At 37.6% G+C, this 23,155-nt stretch carries 21 protein-coding genes and 1 other annotated feature; of the genes, 4 read left to right on the top strand and 17 right to left on the bottom strand.

The genetic code is table 11. The features are described from left to right. Positions 1-8: 8 nt before the first annotated feature. The 8 genes from ilvN to BC6307_RS02215 all read right to left on the bottom strand — a co-directional run bounded on the left by ilvN (position 9) and on the right by BC6307_RS02215 (position 10,419). The gene (ilvN, locus tag BC6307_RS02250; protein ID WP_066414976.1) at positions 9-533 is read right to left on the bottom strand and encodes an acetolactate synthase small subunit; all 525 of its coding nucleotides are present in this window, start codon (positions 531-533) and stop codon (positions 9-11) included. Continuing rightward, positions 530-2,239 carry an acetolactate synthase large subunit gene (gene ilvB / locus BC6307_RS02245; protein ID WP_066414978.1) on the bottom strand — a complete coding sequence of 570 codons (1,710 nt, stop codon included), beginning with the start codon at positions 2,237-2,239 and terminating at the stop codon, positions 530-532. Before ilvB ends, ilvN begins: the two co-directional genes overlap by 4 nt. 227 nt (positions 2,240-2,466) lie before the next feature. Next, positions 2,467-2,726 (bottom strand) — a binding site (T-box leader). A 5-nt stretch (positions 2,727-2,731) separates the two neighbouring features. Beyond that, complete coding sequence (ilvD, locus tag BC6307_RS02240; RefSeq protein ID WP_066414981.1) at positions 2,732-4,399, bottom strand: dihydroxy-acid dehydratase; 1,668 nt, start codon at positions 4,397-4,399, stop codon at positions 2,732-2,734. A 21-nt stretch (positions 4,400-4,420) separates the two neighbouring features. Beyond that, a complete protein-coding gene (gene ilvE, locus BC6307_RS02235; protein ID WP_066414984.1) occupies positions 4,421-5,323 on the bottom strand; it encodes a branched-chain-amino-acid transaminase in 903 nt (300 codons plus the stop codon). A 405-nt stretch (positions 5,324-5,728) separates the two neighbouring features. After that, positions 5,729-6,622: a homoserine kinase gene (thrB, locus tag BC6307_RS02230; protein ID WP_066414986.1), complete on the bottom strand. Its 894-nt coding sequence runs from the start codon at positions 6,620-6,622 to the stop codon at positions 5,729-5,731. Further along, positions 6,619-7,680, bottom strand: coding sequence for a threonine synthase (gene thrC, locus BC6307_RS02225; RefSeq protein WP_066414988.1), 1,062 nt, complete (start codon positions 7,678-7,680; stop codon positions 6,619-6,621). The genes thrB and thrC overlap by 4 nt, the downstream gene beginning before the upstream one ends. Continuing rightward, positions 7,677-8,978, bottom strand: a complete 1,302-nt coding sequence (locus BC6307_RS02220; protein WP_066414990.1) for a homoserine dehydrogenase — start codon at positions 8,976-8,978, stop codon at positions 7,677-7,679. Before BC6307_RS02220 ends, thrC begins: the two co-directional genes overlap by 4 nt. Before the next feature lie 190 nt (positions 8,979-9,168). After that, on the bottom strand, positions 9,169-10,419 hold the full coding sequence (locus BC6307_RS02215) for a methyl-accepting chemotaxis protein (RefSeq protein WP_066414992.1): 1,251 nt from the start codon (positions 10,417-10,419) through the stop codon (positions 9,169-9,171). Positions 10,420-10,622: 203 nt separating this feature from the next. On the opposite strand from BC6307_RS02215, the gene BC6307_RS02210 reads away from it, so the two are divergent. Beyond that, entirely contained in the window at positions 10,623-12,320 is a 1,698-nt protein-coding gene (locus tag BC6307_RS02210; protein WP_066414995.1) for a DUF2207 domain-containing protein, read from the top strand. Positions 12,321-12,495: 175 nt separating this feature from the next. Here the strand turns inward: BC6307_RS02210 and BC6307_RS02205 are convergent, their stop codons facing one another. Together BC6307_RS02205 and BC6307_RS02200 are read right to left on the bottom strand one after the other, a co-directional pair. Further along, a complete protein-coding gene (locus BC6307_RS02205) occupies positions 12,496-12,921 on the bottom strand; it encodes an OsmC family protein (protein ID WP_066414999.1) in 426 nt (141 codons plus the stop codon). A 382-nt stretch (positions 12,922-13,303) separates the two neighbouring features. After that, positions 13,304-14,638, bottom strand: coding sequence for a uracil-xanthine permease family protein (locus BC6307_RS02200; RefSeq protein WP_066415002.1), 1,335 nt, complete (start codon positions 14,636-14,638; stop codon positions 13,304-13,306). Positions 14,639-14,829: 191 nt separating this feature from the next. Between BC6307_RS02200 and BC6307_RS02195 the strand changes: the two genes are divergently transcribed. Next, complete coding sequence (locus tag BC6307_RS02195) at positions 14,830-15,807, top strand: aromatic ring-hydroxylating dioxygenase subunit alpha (RefSeq protein ID WP_066415005.1); 978 nt, start codon at positions 14,830-14,832, stop codon at positions 15,805-15,807. A gap of 112 nt (positions 15,808-15,919) precedes the next feature. Here BC6307_RS02195 and BC6307_RS02190 read toward each other — a convergent pair whose 3' ends face one another. The 7 genes from BC6307_RS02190 to BC6307_RS02160 form a co-directional block, all read right to left on the bottom strand. Then, positions 15,920-16,684 (bottom strand): DUF1129 family protein, encoded by a 765-nt coding sequence (locus BC6307_RS02190; protein ID WP_066415007.1) that lies wholly within the window; start codon positions 16,682-16,684, stop codon positions 15,920-15,922. 2 nt (positions 16,685-16,686) lie between these two features. Next, positions 16,687-17,013, bottom strand: a complete 327-nt coding sequence (locus tag BC6307_RS02185) for a PadR family transcriptional regulator (RefSeq protein ID WP_066415010.1) — start codon at positions 17,011-17,013, stop codon at positions 16,687-16,689. Positions 17,014-17,220: 207 nt separating this feature from the next. After that, positions 17,221-18,189, bottom strand: a complete 969-nt coding sequence (locus tag BC6307_RS02180) for a sugar phosphate isomerase/epimerase family protein (protein ID WP_066415012.1) — start codon at positions 18,187-18,189, stop codon at positions 17,221-17,223. 22 nt (positions 18,190-18,211) lie between these two features. Further along, on the bottom strand, positions 18,212-19,249 hold the full coding sequence (locus BC6307_RS02175; protein WP_066415014.1) for a Gfo/Idh/MocA family protein: 1,038 nt from the start codon (positions 19,247-19,249) through the stop codon (positions 18,212-18,214). Between the two features lie 12 nt (positions 19,250-19,261). Further along, a complete protein-coding gene (locus BC6307_RS02170) occupies positions 19,262-20,287 on the bottom strand; it encodes a Gfo/Idh/MocA family protein (RefSeq protein WP_066415015.1) in 1,026 nt (341 codons plus the stop codon). A gap of 17 nt (positions 20,288-20,304) precedes the next feature. Further along, positions 20,305-21,027: a ThuA domain-containing protein gene (locus BC6307_RS02165; protein ID WP_066415017.1), complete on the bottom strand. Its 723-nt coding sequence runs from the start codon at positions 21,025-21,027 to the stop codon at positions 20,305-20,307. A 25-nt stretch (positions 21,028-21,052) separates the two neighbouring features. Continuing rightward, positions 21,053-21,769 carry a sugar phosphate isomerase/epimerase family protein gene (locus BC6307_RS02160; protein ID WP_235858096.1) on the bottom strand — a complete coding sequence of 239 codons (717 nt, stop codon included), beginning with the start codon at positions 21,767-21,769 and terminating at the stop codon, positions 21,053-21,055. A 176-nt stretch (positions 21,770-21,945) separates the two neighbouring features. On the opposite strand from BC6307_RS02160, the gene BC6307_RS02155 reads away from it, so the two are divergent. Next, entirely contained in the window at positions 21,946-22,716 is a 771-nt protein-coding gene (locus BC6307_RS02155; RefSeq protein ID WP_066415024.1) for an AraC family transcriptional regulator, read from the top strand. 88 nt (positions 22,717-22,804) lie between these two features. Beyond that, positions 22,805-23,107, top strand: a complete 303-nt coding sequence (locus BC6307_RS02150; RefSeq protein WP_066415026.1) for a DUF5634 family protein — start codon at positions 22,805-22,807, stop codon at positions 23,105-23,107. The last annotated feature ends 48 nt before the right edge of the window (positions 23,108-23,155 follow it).

The following is a 23,155-nucleotide window of genomic DNA, read 5'->3' as shown; positions in this document are numbered from 1 at the left end:
CCAATTATTTATTTTAATAATGAGTATTGCTTCATATTGGCAACTGATTTTTGTGAGCCTCTTGGGAAAGCGGTAATTCCAGTTCTAGCTAGCTCTTTAATTCCGTAAGGTCTCAATAAGTCAATAATTGCATCCATCTTCTCGGAATCACCAGTTACTTGAACGGTGACACTTTCCCTTGATACGTCAATAATGGACGCTCGGAATAGTTCGACTATGCCACTAATCTCACTTCGTGTTTGCGCATTACTAATAACTTTAATTAGTGCTAACTCTCTCGCAACAATTGCTTGGTCTGTAATATCAGAAACTTTCAAAACATCAATTTGTTTGTTTAGTTGCTTTATAAGTTGCTCTACTTGGCGGTCATCTTCCACATTGACAACAAAGGTCATTTTGGAAACACCTTCAATTTCCGTTACTCCAACAGTAATACTTTCAATGTTAAATTGCCTTTTTGTAAACAAACCGGTAATTCGATGTAATACACCACTTTGGTTATTTACAGTGGCTGAAACAATTCGACGTTTCATCGTTTCACCCCAATCATTTCATGCAATCCTTTACCAGGTGCGATCATCGGATATACATTTTCCATTCTACTAACACGACAATCTATTAAAATTGGTTCGCGCTTATTTAACGTTTCTTGCAATACTTCTTTTGCTTGTTCTTCACTCGTTACTTGAATTCCTCGAATGCCATATGATTCCGCGAGTTTTACGAAATCTGGTTGATGTTGCATAATCGACTGTGAATAACGCTGTTCATAAAATGTTTCTTGCCACTGTCTTACCATTCCTAATGCGTTATTATTAACAATTACGATCTTCACTGGCAGATCTAGCTCTGTTAAAAGTGACATTTCTTGTAATGTCATTTGAAAGCCTCCATCTCCAACTAGGGCAACGACGTTTGCTTCTCGGTCAGCTAGTTGAGCTCCAATCGCTGCTGGAAAGCCGAAGCCCATCGTACCTAAACCACCGGATGTTACCCAACGGTTAGGGGCATTAAAACGATAATATTGAGCTGCCCACATTTGGTGCTGGCCAACATCCGTTGTTACAATCGCATTTCCTGCCGTACATTCATGAACTAATTCAATTAAATGTTGAGGCGAGATTTCTTTTTCACAGTTGTTGTACCAGAGTGGATATTGTTCTTTATATGTTGTTAAATGAGCTAGCCATTCAGAAATATTCGGCTTAGCATCACACTCTTCATTTAGTTTTGTTAATGCTTCTTTTGCATCTGCAACGATTGGTATTTGAGTTGTAACGTTTTTTCCGATTTCGGCAGGATCAACGTCAATATGGGCAACCGTCGCTTTTGGGGCAAAATGTTTTAAATTACCTGTTAGTCTGTCATCAAAGCGAGCACCGATGCTAATTAAAAGATCGCATTCGTACATTGCCATATTGGCAGCATAAGTTCCATGCATTCCACCCATTCCTAAATTTAAAGGATGTTCTGCTGGAAAAGTTCCAAGACCTAAAAGTGTATTAACAACTGGAAGGTTATTTTGTTCTACAAAGGCTAATAATTGCTCGGACGCTTTAGCATGTAACACACCTGCACCTGCTAAAACTACCGGTCTTTTCGCATTTTTCACAGCCTCTAATAGTCTCTTTATTTGTAAAACATTCGGCGATAACGTTGGCTGATACCCAGGTAAATCTACTTCAAGTTCAAAGTTTGGACTCATTACTTCTGCACTTATATCTTTTGGAATATCTACTAAAACAGGTCCTGGTCTCCCAGTTGTTGCGATATAAAATGCTTCTTTCACAATTCTAGGTAAGTCGCTAATCTGGCGCACTTGGAAGTTATGCTTCGTAATTGGCATTGTAATACCAACAACATCGGCCTCTTGAAATGCATCTGTTCCGATTACACCTCTAGCAACTTGACCTGTAAAAATAACTAACGGCAGTGAATCCATCATTGCATCTGTAATTCCTGTTACTAAATTTGTTGCACCAGGTCCTGATGTCGCAATGACAACACCTGGCTTTCCTGAAACTCTCGCATAACCTTCAGCTGCATGGATTGCTCCTTGTTCATGCCTAGCTAAAACATGCTTGATTGGCATTTTATAAAGAGCATCATAGATGGGTAGAACAGCACCTCCAGGATATCCGAAGAGTAGTTCGACCTTTTCGTTTTTTAACGCTTGAATAAAAATCTCTGCCCCACTCATCTCTTCCTTTAATGGTTCAGCCTCTACCTTTGTATGCATACTAGTCTCCCTCCTAAAACATTTATAAATTTTTATTAGAAAAACTCGCTACTCGCTTGTTCCTTAGACGAAGCGAGTTGCATAGTTTTACTTATGCGACTCTGAAAAGTAAACCATTTTCAAAAGTGGAATCTAACATTCTACACAGTTTAAAAGTTTTATACTTTTCTATAAGCTAAAATAAAAAAGCTTTTCCAACCTCTGCCTCCACAATTAATACAATGGAACGCAGGGGTGAAAAAGCTTTTAGTAACTTTATCACGGTACCACCCTGATTCATGATATTTTCGCAAATATCACCTTTGGAACAACAAATCTATTGTTCATTTTTGTAACGAGTATTACTACTCGGTCGATCCTACTAAAATTCATTTTTCAGATCAACGCTCAGAGGGGATGTCGCAAAAGGAGGTATTACCGGTTCGCAGCAACCACCGGCTCTCTGAAAATACGGATTCCTTCACTTTTTCCTCGTCAACGCCTTTAAAACTATTAAATTTTCATAATTCCACCCGTACTTGCATTCGTTACAAGTTTGGCGTATCTCGCTAAGTAACCTTTTTTAATTTTCGGTTCAAGTTGTTTCCAATCTGCTTTACGTTTTGATAGCTCCTCTTCAGAAACTTTTAAATTTATCGTTCTGTTCGGTAAATCGATGGAAATAATATCTCCATTTTCAACGAAGGCAATTGGTCCGCCTTCTGCCGCTTCAGGTGAAATATGTCCGATGGAAATACCTCTTGATGCTCCGGAAAATCTACCATCTGTAATAAGAGCAACTTTTGTTGATAATCCACGGCCTGCAATTGCAGAAGTAGGTGCTAACATTTCCGGCATTCCCGGACCACCTTTTGGTCCTTCATAACGGATGACAACAACATGCCCTTCTTTTACAGTTCCTTCATCGATACCTTTTTGTGCCTCTTCTTGAGATTCAAATACGATTGCTTCGCCTTCAAACGTCTGAATGGATGGATCCACTGCACCAACTTTAATGACTCCTCCATCTGGTGCAATATTTCCGTAAAGTACGGATAATCCCCCAACTGGACTGTATGGATTATCTACTCGTCGAATAACTTTATCGTTTAGTATCTCTGCATCTTTTACATTTTCATATATTGATTTTCCTGTAATTGTTAAACGATCTGGATGGATTGCACCTTCTATATTGCACAATTCCTTAATAATGGCATTAACACCACCTGCTTCATGTACATCTTGCATACTGTAATCTGATGCAGGACTGATTTTCGATAAATAAGGAACACGTTGAGCAATTTCATTCACTCTTTTTAAGTCATAATCTATCTCTGCTTCATTGGCGATTGCTAACACATGCAGTACTGTATTAGTGGAACCACCCATTGCCATATCAAGAGCGAACGCATCATCAATTGCTTCTTTTGTAATAATATCTCTAGGACGAATATCCTTTTTCACCATTTCTACCAGACTTTTTGCAGCTTCTTTTATTAAATTTTTGCGTTCATCTGAAGTTGCAACGATTGTTCCATTCCCCGGTAGTGCCAATCCGAGCATTTCCATAATCGTATTCATTGAATTAGCAGTGAACATTCCAGAACAAGATCCACAAGTTGGACATGCACTCATTTCGATCTCTAATAGCTCTTCCCTTGTCATTTTTCCTGACATAAGTGAGCCTACTCCTTCAAAGACAGATGCAAGAGATAGTGGTTTCCCATCTTTTGTTCTACCTGCTTCCATCGGACCTCCTGAAACAAATACGGAAGGGACATTCGTTCTAGCTGCCGCCATTAACATACCTGGTGTAATTTTGTCACAGTTTGGTATATAAAAAACTCCATCGAACCAATGTGCATTTATAACTGTTTCTGCTGAATCCGCAATAATCTCTCGGCTTGGGAGCGAGTATCTCATTCCGATATGCCCCATTGCTATTCCGTCATCGACACCAATAGTGTTAAATTCGAATGGAATTCCACCTGCTTCACGAATTGCTTCTTTTACAACATCTGCAAATTGCCTTAAGTGTACGTGACCTGGAATAATGTCTATATAAGAGTTACAAACACCGATAAACGGCTTATCTAAATCTTCTCTTTTTACCCCTGTCGCATAAAGTAAGCTCCGGTGAGGTGCACGGTCCACTCCTTTTTTGATCATATCGCTACGCATTTATATCTCCTCCAACTACTTTTACACCGCTTGAATTTTTTCATTCGGATAAACTTTCACTCCGTCACTTGTAACTGCTTTACGAAAATCTTCAAGCAACTCTTTCGTATAAGGACCTGGAGTACCTTCACCAATTGTTCTACCATCTACTTTGACAACGGCGATGACTTCTACGGCAGTACCAGTTAAAAATACTTCATCTGCTGTATAAACATCATGTCTCGTAAAGACCTCTTCCCTTATGTCAAACCCTTTTTCTTTTGCTATATCGATAATCGCATTTCGCGTAATTCCTTCTAACGCTCCAACATAACCTGGAGGTGTTTTAATAACATTTCCTTTTACGATAAAAATGTTATCAGCGGAACCTTCTGCCACATATCCTTGGTCGTTAAGCATTAAAGCTTCTCCAACCCCAGCTAAGTTAGCTTCAATTTTTACAAGGATGTTATTTAAATAGTTTAGCGATTTTACTTTCGGTGATAATACATCCGAACGATTTCTTCTGCTAGCTACTGAGACAATGTCTATACCGCTCTCATACATTTCTTTCGGGTATAGTGCTAATTGTTCTGCAATAACAATGACTTGCGGATTTTTACAAGTGAATGGGTCAAGACCTAAATTCCCAACACCTCTTGAAACGACAACTCGTATATATGCATCTTTATATTCGTTTTTTCTTAACGTTTCAACGATAATTTCTGTCATTTCCTCTTTCGTCTGTGGTATCGATAACATGATCGATTTCGCAGAATCGTATAGGCGGTCAATATGCTCTTGGAGGCGGAATACATTCCCACTATAAACTCGTATTCCCTCGAACACTCCATCTCCATATAAGAAACCGTGATCGTAAACCGAAACTACCGCATCTTTTTTCGTAACAAATTTGCCGTCTAAATAAATCCATTGTTCACTCAAAGTGTTCTCTCCTCTCTTGATGATTCCACTTAATTACATAAACGCGTTAAAGTGTGTAATTTAAAAAAATATTTGTCATTTTTAACTAGATTAACTAGTTTGTTGATTTCTGAAAATTCTTTGATTGAGGACAATAATACGCCCGTTCAGCCTTAAGGTCAATAGGTTTTTAAAAATTTTTAGATAATTTAGATTTATCTGATATATAAGAAATCGCTTACATTATGATAACGATGCATGTTTGCGAGATTTTAAAATATTTTTGAACTTTTTAATGAAAACCCTTACATAAAAACTTCCATATCAATCTTAAAAATAGTTTCTGTTCTATGTTGTCTATACAAGATACCTTTATCTAAAGGAAAGAAAAAGAAAAGTTAGCAGGTACTTTCCTTTTTTAATAGATTAATAGTTATACTCCAGATTATTACAATGAATTTGAAGTTGTTTAACGGTACAATGTGAAAATCTTCTTTGGAACAGAGAGGCAATATATTCACCCGTTCCTTTTGGGGCAAACGTTAATATCGTTGGCCCAGCACCACTAATAACCGTTGCGATAGCTCCCGCTTCTTTCCCAAAATTACGCGCTTCCGTTAACTCTGGTATTAACGGAAGTCGATGCGGTTCATGAAAACGGTCCTTCTCCATCATTTTTCCTGCTAATTCGTAGTTTTCCGTAAGCAGCGCAGCAATTAAAACATTGGCTACTGCACTACCTAATACTGCTTCTTCTCTTGTAAGCTGTTCTGGCAATACTTTTCTAGCAACTTCCGTTTTCACTTCATACGGCGGAATAGTCACCACAATATCTATGTTAGGCTTTGGTAACTGAACGACTTCAACTACCTCTCCAATAGATACACCTGCTACTAGCCCTCCAAAAATACATGCACCAATATTATCTGGATGTCCTTCTATTTCGTTACCAATTAACAGTTTCTCCTCAAGAGTCAACTCTAACTGAGCAAAATAATTCGCCACTTCAATTCCAGCAGCAATTGCAGCTGCACTACTTCCAAGTCCACGAGCAAGAGGAATTTCACTATCAATGACGATATGCAAAGGCGGAAGGACCGCGTTATAGCGCTCAGCTGTTAGAGTAGCAACTTGATAGATAAGATTCGTTTCGTCCGTTGGCAAGCTGCTAAGTAACGGTGATCGGCATTCAATCTTCCAGTCGGAGGACCTTGTTATTTCAAGCGTTAAGTACAAATTTAAGGCTAGGCCTAAACTATCAAAACCTGGCCCTAAATTTGCTGTACTCGCCGGAAATTGTAAAGTTACGGACGTACTCATGCTGTAACGACTCCTTCAATAAATTGTGCCACTACTTTCTCATCGTTTGGTAATAATACTCGTTCTTTTTGAACTTGTTCCATTGCTGTTTGTGGGTCTTTTAACCCATTACCTGTTAACACCGCTACTACTGTAGCACCTAACTGAATTTCTCCAGATTTAAGCTGTTTCATCACACCAGCAATAGAAGCACAAGAAGCAGGTTCCGCAAATACACCTTCTTCTTTCGCAATTAACCTGAAGGCTTCTAGTATTTCATCATCGGTAACTAAGTCGATTTTTCCACCTGATTCGTCTCTTGCAGCTACCGCGTATTCCCAGCTTGCTGGATTACCAATTCTAATTGCAGTTGCTATCGTTTCTGGCTCTTCAATTACTTCGTTTTTCACAATGGCTGCTGCTCCTTCTGCTTCAAATCCATGCATTTGAGGCAGTCCTGTGCTATATTTTTCGTTATATTCTTTGAACCCTTTCCAATACGCTGTAATATTACCAGCATTTCCTACAGGTATAGCTAAAACATCTGGTGCTTTTCCTAATTGATCACATATTTCGAACGCTGCGGTTTTTTGTCCTTCAATACGATAAGGATTAACGGAATTTACGAGCGTTACCGGAGAGCGTTCACTAATACTTCTAACCATTTTTAATGCATCGTCGAAGTTCCCTTCAATCGCAACAATTTCTGCTCCGTACATGACTGCTTGCGCCAATTTCCCCATTGCGATTTTCCCTTCCGGTATGACGATAATTGCACGCATACCAGCTCTTGCTGCATAGGCAGCGGCAGCAGCGGACGTATTTCCAGTTGATGCACAAATAACTGTACTACTTCCTTCCTCTTTTGCTTTTGCTACTGCCATAACCATTCCACGATCTTTAAATGACCCCGTCGGATTTGTTCCTTCCGTTTTTACATAAAGATCGATTCCTAATTTTTTCGATATATTTTTTAATGGAATTAATGGTGTATTTCCTTCCATCAATGAAAGCTCTGGAGTATTATTTGTTACAGGTAGAAACTCTTTATATTGTTTTAATAATCCTTCCCACTTCATTTTTGTCCCCCACCTTCAACTAAATAAAGACTTTTCACTGCGTTCACTACAGGAAGATCACTCAATTTCGCTAGTACATTTTCATAGTTTGCGAGAGATGCTCTATGAGTAACAATGACAATTTCGGCTAACCCTTTTTCATCAAGAGGTAGCTGCAATATTTTCTCAAAACTGATTGAATTATCGGAAAACAGTTGAGTTAAACCAGCAAAGACTCCAACTTCATCAAGCACATGTAATCGAATAAAATATTTCGCATAACGTTCGTCTGCTGATTTTAATTGGCGACTGAATTGAGGTGCAAGCACACTTCGCCCATTAACTCCGAGTCGCATATTTTTTACAACTGTTAACAAGTCACTTACGATAGAAGTGGCTGTTGGTAAACTACCTGCTCCTGGACCATAAAACATCGTCTCTCCTACCGCTTCTCCATAAACATAGACAGCATTGTACTCATTGTTTACGGATGCTAGAGGATGACTATTATCTAAAAATGTCGGTTGGACACTCACTTCCGCTCGGTTGTCTTCCTGCTCAGCATATCCGATTAACTTCATCGTGTAACCAAGCATATTTCCGTATTTTAAATCTTCTTGTGTTACGTTTGACATCCCTCGGACAGATACATCATCAAGCTCTATATCCATAGAAAAAGCTAAGCGTGATAAAATTGCCATTTTACGAGCTGCATCAAGACCTTCTACGTCAGAAGTCGGGTCACTTTCAGCAAAACCTAAATCTTGCGCTTCTTTTAAGACGGAATCGTATGCTAAACCTTCTTTCGACATCTTCGTTAAAATGTAATTAGTCGTCCCGTTTACAATTCCCATCATCTTCTGAATTTTGTCCGAAGCGAGTCCTTCTGTTAGTCCACGAATAATCGGAACCCCACCCGCAACACTTGCTTCATAAAATAAATCACATCCATTGTCTACTGCTATTTTTTGTAGCTCAGAGCCATGAAGTGCAATTAAATCTTTATTTGCTGTTACAACTTGTTTTTTTAATTGAAGAGCGTCGATTATGTAACGACGTGTTTCCTCTACTCCTCCCATCACTTCTACAACAACATCAATTTCTGGGTCATTAATTACTTCGTATGGGTCAGTTGTTAACAAAGAACGATCAACGTCTACATCTCTTTCTTTGTCTACATTTTTTACTAACACTTTTTTTATAGATACCGAGCAGCCAACTTGATGGAAAAGCTGTTCTTGTTGACGTTGAATCATTTTAACTACACCCGTACCAACAGTTCCTAATCCTAATAAGCCTACATTTACATTTTCTCTCATTTCCTATCACCCCGATGTACTTTTGTGGTATACACTTGTTTTTATATAGTAGACATTATATAACTTACTTTTCAGCTTTACAACCTATTATTTTCAAAAAATAGTTTTTTATTTTTGTAAATAGCAAAAAAAGCCTGCTCCAACAGGAAACAAGCTTTGAAAATTTTTATATGATTGTATTAAGTAACTACTAAACTCTGAAAATGGAAATATGCTCTTGTAGTTCTTGAGCCATGTGACTTAGGGCGTTAGCCGATGCTGCTATTTCCTCCATCGATGCGTTTTGCTCTTCAGCTGAAGCTGCAACCATTTGAGAATTATGTGCTGATTTTTCAGAGACGTTTGTAATGTCAGCCATTTGCTGTACCATTTGTTCCGTACTTGTACTTACTCTTTCTGCAATTGCTGATACATCTTCTGCTTGTGAGGTTATACCTGCAATCATTGTTCGTATTTCTTGAAATGATTTTCCCGTTTCGTTTACTTTTTCAATCCCAACTTTGACCGAGTTAGTACCAGCATTCATAGAAAGGGAAACTTGATTAATTTCTTCCCTGACCTTTTCAATTACTACACGAATTTGTTCTGTAGCATCATTCGATTCTTCCGCAAGCTTCCTTACTTCATCTGCAACGACAGCGAATCCTCTTCCATGCTCACCAGCACGCGCTGCCTCGATTGCTGCATTTAGCGCTAATAAATTCGTTTGACTAGCTACTTTCGAAATGACATCGACAATTACCCCGATTTCACGGGAACGTTCACCTAAACTACTAATAATAGTAGCGATTTCTGATACACGCTCTTGAACAATACTCATTTGCGCTACCGTATCCATGACAATTTTATTGCCTTCTTCTGCTTTTATGTTCGTTTCAGCACTATAAGTTGAAACGGTTACAATGGAGTTTGAGGCCTGCTCCATTCCTTTCGCAATATGTATAATAGAGTCATTGGCTGTTAGAGCGCTTTCCACTTGATTGTCAGAACCTGCCGCAATTTCTTGAATCACTTCCGTTATTTGTTCTGCTGCTTTCGAAGTTTGCTCTGAGCTTGCTAGTAGCTGTTGGGAGGAGGCAGCTACCGTCTCGGAGGCAACTAGTACTTTTCTAATTAAGTTTGCTAAATTCGTTCCCATCGTATTAAAAGATAAGGCTAAGTCCCTTATTTCATCGTTCGTTTTCACTTCTATTGGATCAATCGTTAAATTTCCTTCTGCTACCTCTTTCATTCCTTTATTCACAATCTCTAACGGTTTCGTAATCATCCGCGCTACCACAAATGCTATCGAAAGCCCTATTATTAAACCTACTAAAAGGAAAATAGCACCTTCTACAAATGAAACAGAGGATAATAACATAATAAATATCCCTTGTACTAGCACTACGGCGATAAAACCAGCGTAGAGCTTCTTAGCTACCGTCCATCTAAAATTTTTCAATAGTTTCGACCCCTCTATCCTTTTTTAATAATTTATAAGGACTTCTGTATACCAACTTTTTTCCTATTTATTTCATCATAAAACAAGCTAATAATCATTTCAATAATATTCAGACAAATTACATTAAGAAACGGAAGCATTCTACATTTTGTGAAACTTTTCCTTGTTTGTTACGTATGTAATGATGAAAGGAAGGTGCGAAGATGAAAAAAATTTGCATGAGTTCTTTATTATTACTTTTACTCGTTATGACCTTTCCTACAAAAGGATTTGCTGTCGATTATTCTATTACAAATGTAGAAATTGATGCGTACTTACAAGATAACGGCGATGTTTATGTTATGGAGCTGCATACATACGAATTTAGGGGAGATTTTAATGGCATAACTAGAGAAATCGTCCCTAAAGAAGGTGCTCATATTCAACAAGTAACAGCATCGGAACAGGAAAACACATTACATGTGGAACGAGAAGAAAATGTATACAAAATACATCGAGCTGGGAACGACGAAACGATCACCTTTACGATTACTTATACAATTGATGGTGCTGTCGATGTTTACGAGGACGTCACACAGTTTTATTGGCCATTTTTTGATAGTAGAAATGAGTCTACTTACGAACATCTAGTTATTACGGTTCATCCTCCGCAACCTACCGATGATGTAATAGCTTTCGGATATGATACTGCGTATAATACAGAACAAATTCAGGATTCAGGAGTGGTCGTATTCCAATACGGAAAAGTTCCTAGAAGGGAAAATGGGGATATTCGCGTTGCCTATCCTTCTAGCCTCTTTCCGGCTACAACGGGAACGAATACCGGTACGTTGAGACAACAATTATTGGCGGAACAACAGGAACAAGTTTTAGCAGCGATTGAAAGAGAAGAAAAGAAAGAAACGCTATCTTCTATTGCAGCAATTGGTCTACCAGTTGTTTCAATGCTTCTATTATTTTTATTTTTACGAGATTATTTTTTGATGAGAAACCAATTAGCTTCAGTAAAGAGAGAACATCCATCATTTAACACATTGCCTCAACAAAAATTAAGTATGCCAGCTGTTTTCTATTTTACAAACTTTAAAGTATTAAATGAGCATGCAATGGCTGCTTCGTTACTAGATTTAATCCGACAAGGGTATGTGCAAAAAAGCGGTAAAGATACATTTACAGTTATGAATAAATCTCCAGAGCTTCATCATGAAACGATTTTAATAGAATGGCTTTTTTATAAAATAGGTAACGATGGTACGTTTCAATTTAACGACTTGAAAAATTACACTAGTGATGAAAATAACCATGATAAGTATCATGAATTTCAATCCGAATGGCAAGGTGCAGTAAAAGAAGAAGTTAACCAACATACGCTTTATCATAATAAAACAAAGTATAGCTTGTCATTGATATTAATAAATCTTCTACTTTTACCGTTTTTGTTTTATTTTCCTACCTACGAATTGTATAGTGCCTTTATTGTAACGATTGTGTTGTTTTTAACCGTTCTTATTTACGCGATATCGTATCGACCAAAAACGTTTGAAGGTGCTAGTATTCACTACAGTTGGAAAGTGTTTAAAGAGAAGTTTTTAGAGGTAACGAAACAAGATTGGACGCACTGGACCGAAGATGAGAAAATGCGAGCTTACATTTATGGGCTAGGTATTAATAATAAAAGATTAACCGAAAAGCATAAAGAATTCGTTGAAGCCTTCACTACACCAACTTTAACGGGACGGCATTCGAGTACAAGCTACCAATCTTTATATATGTTAGGCGCACTAACTTCTAACAATTTCCATTCTGCTTCGAGCGCTACAAGTGACAGTTCTAGCAGCAGTTCTTCCTCTTATAGTAGTGGCGGAACTGGTGGTGGCGGTGGTGGGTCTGGGGCGTTTTAAGTTAAATGAAGTGTATTATTAAAAAAGTAGGGGAAACGACTTTGTTTCTCCCACTTTTTTTGTATTGGCATTTGATACTGCTTAAAAAGGGTTGGCCGGTGGAGGCTAGTTCCAATTTTATTGCGGTAGCACGCAGTTTATTTGCGATAGTCAATCTTTTGGACCGCATCTACTTTTATATAGACTGTTCCCCTTTTTTTCCATTAATAGAATAACTAACCGAGATTTCCGCACTTAAAGAATGGGACACGGAGCAATACGTATCTTTGGATAACTTAATGGCTCGCACTACTTTATCTTCAGGAAGCTCTCCTTCTAACGAGTAGTGAATATGTACTTTCGTAAACTTTTTAGGATGATCGTCCGCTCGTTCTCCTTCTACATCCATTGTAAATCCAGTCGGCTCTAAGCGCATTTTATGTAAGATCGAGATAATGTCAATACCGGTACAGCCAGCTACCGCATTTAATAATAGTTCTGTCGGTCTTGGTCCACTATTTTCTCCCCCAACTTCAGGGGCTGCATCCATTTTTAATTCATGACCAGATGGTGTTACACTTCCGAAAGCCATTTTGCCTTCCCAATTAATCGTTGTTTTCATTCCAATCATTCCTTTCGTTCATATACTATCCATTACTATTTCCAATTGATTCCTTAATTATTTTAAAAGTAATCTGTGGCTAAATTTATGTCAAACATTTCGCCTTGAGAAATTAAGGAAAAGGGGCTGTCCAATAAATGCCAAATTAGTGGAGAAACCTTATTGTTTTCCCACTTGTTTGTATGAATTTCATTCAGATAGTAGGGTAGTTTACAGTGTTCGTTCTCAATTAATAGAATGAAGCCAACATCCGTGAAAACTACACATAATGGAAAATCTGTACTATGAACTAATGAGGTTTTAGAATCCTTATAAGGAGTAAGGAACAAAAAAAGTCCTAAAAGTCAGTCTTTACTGACTTTTAGGACATCCCAACTTTTCGTTATGCCGCGTTCTTAATCGGAACTTTCTTTTTGTCCTCAGGAATAATTAAATTCAATATGAGGACTGCTAAAGCACCTACTGCCGTACCAGAAGATAATACGTAGTTGGCTAAATCCGGCATACTATATAAAATTTCAGAAGGCATTACTGTTACACCAATTGTTAATAGAATTGGTAAACCGATAACAATCATATTTCGATCATCTAATACAACGTGTTGAATTACTTTAAAGCCGTTCATCGCAATAGTGATACAAACTACACCAAAAATTCCATTAATAACTGGGGCAGGTACGCAAGTTATTAATGCCGATAGTTTAGGAAGAAGACCTAGTAAAACTAATATTCCTCCTGCAGCTAAAATAGCGACACGACTAGCAACACCAGTAATGGCAATTAGACCAGCGTTAGAAGAATAACCTGTCATCGGTGTTCCACCAACTAAAGATCCTACAAAACAACCTAACCCCTCACCGAAAGAAGCTTTGTTTAATCGTTTATCTGTTAATTCACTATCCGTTACTTTTGATACGACGAACCAAGTTCCTGTTGTTTCTACTAAAATAATAAAATAAATAAATACCATAATTAAAATTGCATTTAAATCAAATACTGGAGGTCCAAAAGGCATTAACTTTGGTAACGAGAACCAAGCTGCATCTGCAACTGGAGAAAAATCAACTCTTCCATAAAAAGCGGCCGTAATCGTTCCTACAACGATTGCTAAAATAACAGAAACTAATCGGAAAAACGTCCCTAATCCTTGCTGCTTTTTCCCTAATAACATACAAAGGATAAGAACAGCGACCGTAACAATTGCTATCATCGCATTATCTCCTAAATTACCTGGAGAAGAATAAATACTTTTAAAAGGAACTGGCATTAAAGAAATCCCTACGATTACAATAACTGTTCCACCTACCAAAGGGGGAATAATTCTTTTTACTACTTTCGCAAACCATTTTAATGGATATCCAATAATAGCAATTAATATTGCGCCGGGAATTAAACTACCAGCTATTGCTCCTAAGCCCAATTTTCCACCAATTGCCGCTAATGCACCAATCGGAACATATGACGGACCTTGCACTACTGGTAACCTCATACCAAAACCAGTTTGAATTAACGTTCCTAACCCAGCTGCAAGAAAACACATTTGAATAAAGAAAGTAGTATTTTGTGTATCGAGTGCTAATAATCCAGCAATTATTATTGGAGCAATGTATAAATCCATCGCAAGAACGTGCTGTAAGCCAAGTATTGTCGCTTTACCTGGGCTAAGTTTATCATCTACTCCAACGATGAGCCCGTTATTTTTCTCTTCTGTCTTCATCTCGTAATTGTCCCCCTAAATGTGATTCAGTTTTTCGATAATTTGTATTATAGAAGTTAAAATTAGTTTTGTAAATATAAAATACGTATATTTTATTAGATGATATAATTATTGTTCGTTTTTTAATTGACTAACGAACAATTTTAACTTAACATAATGTTAAATCACAATGTATATAAGGAGAAAAGCGAATGTTAGTTAAAGACCCAGTATTACAAAAAGAGTGGATTGTAGCTTGTATTTCTGAAGAAGTAAGCGATAAACCTATATCTGTTACTATTTTAGGAGAGCGTATCGTTCTATTTAGAAATGAAGAAGGCGTTCATGCTTTCAAAGATCTTTGCATTCATCGAGGTGCAGCACTATCTTTAGGTTGTGTAAAGGACGGAAATTTAGTATGTGCGTATCACGGATGGGAATATAACTCAAATGGAGATTGCGAGAAGATTCCTCAACTTCCAGAAGGACGAAAAATTCCAATGAAAGCTAAAGCAATTAAATATCATTGTGCGGAAAAATACGGATTTATTTGGGTAAATTTATCGACTGATGATAGTACATTTTTTGATTTTACGGAGTGGGAGAATGAAGATGTAAGAAAAATTATGTGGGGACCAACTTCAGTAAACGCTAACCCACCTAGAATAGTAGAAAACTTTTTAGATGTTGGACATCTTGCATTTGTACACGGTGGTATTTTAGGAGTAGAAGATAAACCTGTTATCGAGGACTATGAAATGAATTGGGGAGAAAATAGTATTTACTCTGATGAGATTGCTATTTTCCAACCAGATCCTGATGGCTCAGGTCAATCAAAGTATGTGTATTACACGTACGAAATATTAAGTCCATTAACTGTTCGTTTTACTAAGAGAGATCCTGACACAGATAACAAGTTTACTATTTTGCTAACCGTTTCCCCTGTTGAAGAGAAAAAGTCGGTTGTTTATGGTATTCTTGCATTTAACTACGATACGAATACATCTGACGAGGAAACAATTGCTTATCAGGATATGATTTTTGCTCAAGATAAACCTATTGTAGAAAATCAAAAACCTGAAGATCTACCGCTAGACTTACAGGTGGAGCTTTCATTGAAAAGTGACCGTGTAAGTATCGCGTATCGTCAATATTTGAAAAAATTAGGCGTTGTTTTAGGAACTGCATAAAGGAATTTTTTAAGGGGTCAGAAGATTACATTGACCCCTTTTCACGTTTTTTCCCTATTATTATTTTTCTTTCTTCTCTACTATCCTGTTAACAATCCTCTTGCTTAATCCCTTATTCTATTACGTTTGCTACTTTTTGCTTTTCCATCTGCCATATTACGATAAAATAAAGACCTAGGCCAACAGGTAAAATAAGCGCCGTTAAGATTAGTTTAGTTTCTTCTGATAAGGAAGTTAATCCGATGATTACTTCAGGAACAAAAAGAATTAATGGTAGTACAATCGGCATCCACGTTTTAGACCATAGTGCTATGGCGATGAATACGACTATAGAAAAAATCGCAGCTATTACATTAATCGTCGGACCAAATGTAAAAATCGGAGTTTCTATTGCATCGTTTAAAAATAGTAACCCGACAAACAGTGCCATTGGGATTCCACCGATTAGACAATATAACGTCCATTCTTTTACTTTTGATAGTTTGTTACTAGATAAATATTTGATTGCAACTGTAGACACCAAGAGTACAAACAAAAAGATAATCGGATATCCAACTAATTGTAAAACAGAATAGGCTAATCCACCTCGAATAACATCCCCTAGTAAAATATAGGAAAAGGCTCCTAAAAAGATAATCGGAATGAACTTTAATATTCCCCCAATATCTAGCGGCATTTCTTTTGCAATTTGTTCCATATATTCCTTTGGCGTTTGCCCGACTATGTCCTCTACATTTTTACCGTCTTTTTCTGCTTCCACTAAATGATCTTCTAACTCACTAATTATCTCTTCAATTTCTTGTTCCTTTTTACCACTTGCAATTAAATAAGCTCTTAAATTTTGTAAAAACTCTTTACTTTGTTTCGATACTTTCATCACTACTCATCCTCCTTTAAAAGGTTATTAACTCCGCTCGAAATCGCATCCCAACGCAATTTAAACTCTTCTAGCTCTTCTTTTCCTTTGGCTGTTAAAGAATAATATTTTCTTTTCGGACCACCTGATGGAAGTTCTTTCTGAGTTGTTATAACAAGGCCCTCTTTTCTCATTCGTAATAAAAGTGGATAAATACTTCCTTCACTTACCATAGTAAATCCGTACTTGTTTAGTTTTTCTATCATTTCGTAACCGTACGTTTCCCCTTTTCCAATAACAGAAAGTAAACATCCTTCTAATATTCCTTTTAATATTTGACTTGTGGACACACTTTCCCCTCCCTCCACTAACTTGTTTTGCAATATAGTTGAACAAAAAAAGAGAACAACAATTTTGTTATGCAACATAGTTTGATAAAAAAAGAACTTTTCACTACTTTGTATTACAATATAGTTTGACTATAACATTGTTAGAAATTTTTTACAAGTAATTTTCAAAAAAAGAGAATCTGTCTATTACAGATTCTCTCCTATTCGTTACGCCCACCACATATCTGAAGGTTTTTCTTCAATGATGATGGAATTTAAGTTTTTAACTGCTCTTGCAAAGCCTTCTTCGATAGACATTAGTGGATCTTCGTGTTCAATACTCACTACGTAATCGTAGCCGTACGTACGTAATGCACTGATCATGTCGGACCATTCTTGAATACTATGTCCGCAGCCTACTGAACGGAATGTCCAAGCTCTCGTTTGTACTTCTCCGTACGGTTGCATATCAACTAATCCATACATATTAACGTTCTCTTGATCAATGTACGTATCCTTCGCATGGAAGTGATGGATTGCATTTGCTTTTCCTAAAATTTTAATCGCCGCAACTGGATCAATTCCTTGCCACCATAAATGACTCGGATCTAAGTTCGCACCAATGGCATCACACGTTTCTTCACGTAATTTTAGTAAAGTATATGGAGTATGAACTAAAAATCCTCCATGCAGTTCTAGGCCAATTTTGACGTTATGGTCTTTCGCAAATTGCCCCATCTCTTTCCAATAAGGAATTAACTTTTCTTCCCATTGCCATTTTAATACATCCGCATACTCTGTTGGCCAAGGTGTAACCGGCCAGTTTGGATATTTTGCTTCTTCATGGTCACCAGCTGTTCCAGAGAAACAGTTGACAACAGGTACGCCCATTAAATTAGCTAGTTGGATAGATTTTTTCAGTGCGATATGTGATTCTTCTGCAAAAGACTTCTCAGGTGAAATCGGGTTACCGTGACAGCTAAACGCACTAATTTGTAAACCACGAGAAGTTACCTTTTCTAAGTATTCATTGCGAAGCTCTTCGCTTTCTAATAATGCATCGATATCGCAATGCGCATTTCCAGGGTAGCCACCTGTCCCAATTTCTACAGCTTTCACCCCTGCGTTTTTTACATAGTCTAGCATTTCATCTAAGTTTTTTTGAGAAAATAAAACGGTAAAAACACCTAACTTCATGTATGAAAACCTCCCTTTCCTTTTATAGCTTTACACTTCTGCCTGTTTCACTACTTAAGTAAATGGCATCAATTATTTGAGAAACTTGCAGCGCTTCCTCTGGCTTCACTACGAGTTCACTTTTTCCTAAACATGCTTCCACAAAGTTTGTTACTTGTGCTACTCCAGGATTTTCTTCACCTGGAATCCAGTCAGCTTTACTACTTACTAACATGCCGTGCTTCACTTGATTCAGTTCCAATGGAAATAGGTCGATTCCACCTTTTTCGCCTGAAATACTAACACCTTCTGAATCTTCTTTTATATTTGCCGCCCAAGAAGTTTCAAACAGCATCGTTGCTCCATTATCAAACCGAATGTACGCTGTAACGTGATCATCTACTGAAAACGTCTCATGATTAAAGCTTCCCCACTGATTCACTTGGTTCGGCATTTTACTTAAACGGTTGTACGATTGACCAACTACTTCAACCGGTTTTGGATTCCCCATTAGCCAAAGAGATAAATCTAAGAAATGACAGCCCCAATCAATTAAGCTGCCGCCACCTTGTAGCTCTTTATTTGTGAAAACTCCCCAACCAGGAACTTTTCTTCTTCTCATCGCATGAGCTCGAGCCACGATTGGCGCACCAATTTCATTTTCTTCTATCATCCTTTTTGCCGCTTGTGCATCTTTCGTAAATCGATAGTGGAATCCGATTCCTAACACTTTTCCAGTTCTATTAGCAGCTTCAAGCATTGCGGCTGATTCTTCAGCACTTATTGCCATCGGCTTTTCACATAACACATGAACACCAGCTTCTAACGCTGCAATCGTCATTTCAGCATGAAATTTGTTTGGTGTACAAATTGTTACGGCGTCTACTTCTTTAAGAAGATCGGTGTAATCGGAGAACACTTTTTCAATTCCAAACTCTTCAGCAACCGCTTTCGCTGCATCGATATTTACATCACAAACAGCCTCGAGTGTTACTAGATCAGATATTTGTTGGTAGGCAGGAATGTGGCGGCCACGAGCGATACCGCCCGTGCCGATAATTCCCATTTTTATTTTTGTCATTTTAACCACCACTTAAATTCTAGTTATTTGTTTCGTTTCATTAGAAGCAAGCGCAGCTAATACGACTTGTAAAGATTTCATTCCTTCTTCACCCGAAACTGGTGGCTCTACATCATTCACGATAGAAGTAATAAATTGGTCTACTACTTGAGAGCTCGTTTGTCCACCAGATTCATTCGTTTGAATGCCACCTAGCTCATATTTCACGACTTCACCATTTTTATATTGAACAATTACGGAGTTAACTGGGTCATCTTCTAGACGAACGATAGCATTTTCCGCATAAATAATAGTAGCGTTATCCTCTTTCGATACGTAAGACCAGCTAGCTGCTAATGTACCTATAATACCGCTTTCTGTTTTTAAAACACAAACAGCTGTATCATCCACATCTGCATTTTCTTTTGCACTAGTTTCTACGAACGCACCAACTTCTACAAACTCTTCTCCTAAAATGTAGCGTAAAAGGTCTGTTTTATGAACACCTAGGTCACCCATCGCACCGATGAACGCTTGCTCTTTTTTAAAGAACCAGCTATTCGCTCCATCTACACTCCAACCTTCTGGGCCTCCATGACCGAAAGCAGTACGGAAGCTATAAATTTTTCCAAGCTCTCCACTTGCAACTAGTTGTCTCGCTTTTTGGTGCGAAGGTACGAAACGTTGGTTATGAGCAATCATTAGTTTTTTATTACTTGCTTTAGCGGCTGCAATCATTTCCTCTGCTTCTTCTTTAGATGTTGCCATCGGCTTTTCACATAGTACGTGTTTACCTGCCTTTAATGCTGCAATCGAAACTGGAGCGTGTAAATAGTTCGGTGTACAAACACTTACTGCCTCCACGTCTTCATTAGCTAAAAGCTCTTCATAACTTGTATAAGCAGTTGCATTATATTTATCCGCAGTCTCTTGTGCTCTTTCCTCTACGATGTCACACACTGCAACAATTTCTACATTTTTATTGTTTGCATATTCCGGTAAATGACGGTGTTTCGCAATACTTCCACAACCAATTACTCCAATTTTCACTTTACTCATATGTCTAATCCCCCTGTTTAGTTCTTTGGTTTAATTTCTTCTAATGGCTTCGCGTTTCCATATACAGGATAAGAGCGTTTTGTCGGTGCCGCCCATTTTACGCCATTTTTAATAACTCGTTGAATTTCTTCGTTATGATAGGTCGGATACGTTTCATGTCCTGGTCGGAAGTAGAAAATCTTCCCGTTACCACGGCTGTAAGTGCATCCGCTTCTAAATACTTCTCCACCTTCAAACCAACTTAAAAATACAAGTTGATCTGGTGCTGGAATGTCAAAATGCTCTCCATACATTTCTTCACGATCAAGCTCAATGTATTCTCCAACACCTTCCACAATTGGATGGCTTGGGTCAACAACCCATAGTCTTTCTTTCTCGTCTGCTTCACGCCATTTTAAGTCACATGAAGTACCCATCAATGTTTTGAAAATTTTCGAGAAGTGACCAGAATGAAGTACGATAAGTCCCATTCCTTCCCATACACGTTTCTTCACTTTTTCCACAACTTCATCACTTACTTCATCATGTGCGATATGGCCCCACCAAATTAAAACATCTGTTTCATTTAAAACATCATCTGTTAATCCGTGTTCCGCTTCATCTAGCGTTGCTGTTCTCACTTTATAATCATCTTTTAAAAAGCTTGCAATTGCTCCGTGAATACCTTCTGGGTAAACGTCTCTTACTACCGGGTTTTTTTGTTCGTGACGGTGCTCGTTCCATACTGTTACATTAATCATGCTGTTATCGCTCCTTAGAATTAATTTATATTATATTTTTTAAGTAGTTAATGCTTATTTCAATACTCTCTAACGGTGTACGTCGGCTTTCATCTTGTTCCACAATCCACCATTTTACGTTTTGCTCTTTTCCTGTTTGGAGAATCGATTCCACATTTACTCCACCAGTACCAAGTTCAGCAAAAAATCTTTCATCATCTAACGTCATATCTTTTAAATGAACAAGCGGAGTTCTGTCACGATATCGGGTTAACCAGTCAACCGGATCCTCCCCAGCCTTCGTTAACCAATACACATCAAATTCTGTACTAACACTTGTTTCTTCAAGGATTGCTTCAAGTACTTTTCTACCATCACTCAATTTCTCTAGTTCAAAATCGTGGTTATGATAACAAAGAGTTAAGCCTTGCTCGTTACATTTTGCATTGGCGGTTTTTAAAAACGAGATTAATGAGTAATAATAATCTTCGTTTTGATTTTCTGGCATTATATAAGGAACTACAATATATTGGCTTCCTAATATTTTCTGTTCTTCTATCACCTTGTCCAAATTTTTCTCTAATTGTTCTAACGGGACATGGCTAGATGGAGCTTGAAGACCTAGTTCATCTAATAAGCTTTTTAGCTCGGTAACACTCATCCCTCCGTATCCGGCTAATTCTACGCCATCAAAACCAAGTTGAGCTACCTTTTTCAATGTTCCAACGAAATCTGCTTCTAATTCATTACGTAACGTATACAATTGAACTGCTATTGGGATACCTATAACATTTCACTCCTTTTCAACATAAGGATAAAACGCTTACATTTACGTACTCATCATAAAATAGATAGTATAAATTATAAATAGATAATATAATGGAAACATGCACTATTTTGCTATTTCTTTTTTATAATGAAAATAAGGACGAGAAAAAAATGAACACTTACATACGTTTTTGCGGTTATTCCTACCATACAAAAGGTTATCATTCCCAAGATACAGAACAATTAACAGGTTATCTTTTTCGCTTGCAAACGGAAGGGACAGGCGTTATTACGTTAAACAATGAAAAAATAGCGATTAAAAAAGGGGATCTTTTACTTGCCAAGCCAGGTGACCTATATGAATTAAATATTGAAGAAAATGAAAAGAGTGGGGATTATCATTTATCCGTATCAGGTGCTTGGGTCGATGAATGGTGGAATCGGTCTGAAAAACCTGCCATCTCTACTATTGATTTAGATGAGCGCTTACTAGCACTTTGGAGACATTTAACGATTGAAAAACGTCGACCTCTATCCGAAGAAAACCAAGAATTATCATCGTATTTAATGCAGGCGCTTTGTTTAACGTTAGAACGGGCTGTGAATGAAACGAAACAGTCTAAAAATAGGCCATACGCGGTTACAAGAATGTTAAGGTACATCGAAGAGCATGCTACTGTTGGATTAAAAGTAGAAGATGTAGCAAAACATGCCGGACTAAGTGTATCCCGAGCTGTTCATTTGTTTAAACAAATTGTTGGGAAGACAATGATAGAATATGCCCAAGAAATTCGCCTTTCCGCTGCAATCGATCAAATGAAATACACAACGATGACGTTAGAAAATATTGCAGAGAACTGCGGGTTCACTTCATACACGTATTTTCACCGTGTGTTTAAAAAGAAATATGGTATGTCTCCTGGTGAGTATCGAAGTAAATAAGAATATTAAGCCTATTTCTCGCAGCCTTTGTTTAATTCCAGAAAACAAACACATATTAAAAGTGATTCTAGGAAAAAGGAGAAATAGAATGGAATACTTATCTCGTAATGAAATATTAAATGAATTACAAACCTCTCTTCCAGAGTATATTGAGAAATTCGATTTAGATTCAATTGGAATTTTTGAGGAGCATGGAGAAGGGGATCGATACTATTTAGGCTATACAGTATCAAAAGATGAAAAGACATATCATATTCATCTTCCTTATACGAAAAGTGAGGAAGGTAGTTTAACCCCTTTAGGAAACGAATGGACTGTCGAGACAGACGAACCGAATAATGAAGATCGACGCGGCTTCGACAGTTTAGAAAGTGTTTTTGAACAAATATAGGGCAGTATGAAAAAGGACCAATTCTCTTCTTCAGAATTGGTCTACACC

The sequence above is a fragment of the Sutcliffiella cohnii genome, assembly GCF_002250055.1.
In the GTDB taxonomy this organism is placed as follows: domain Bacteria; phylum Bacillota; class Bacilli; order Bacillales; family Bacillaceae_I; genus Sutcliffiella; species Sutcliffiella cohnii.
Note: the sequence above shows the minus strand (reverse complement) of the source record. Positions and strands in the feature narration are given on the sequence as shown.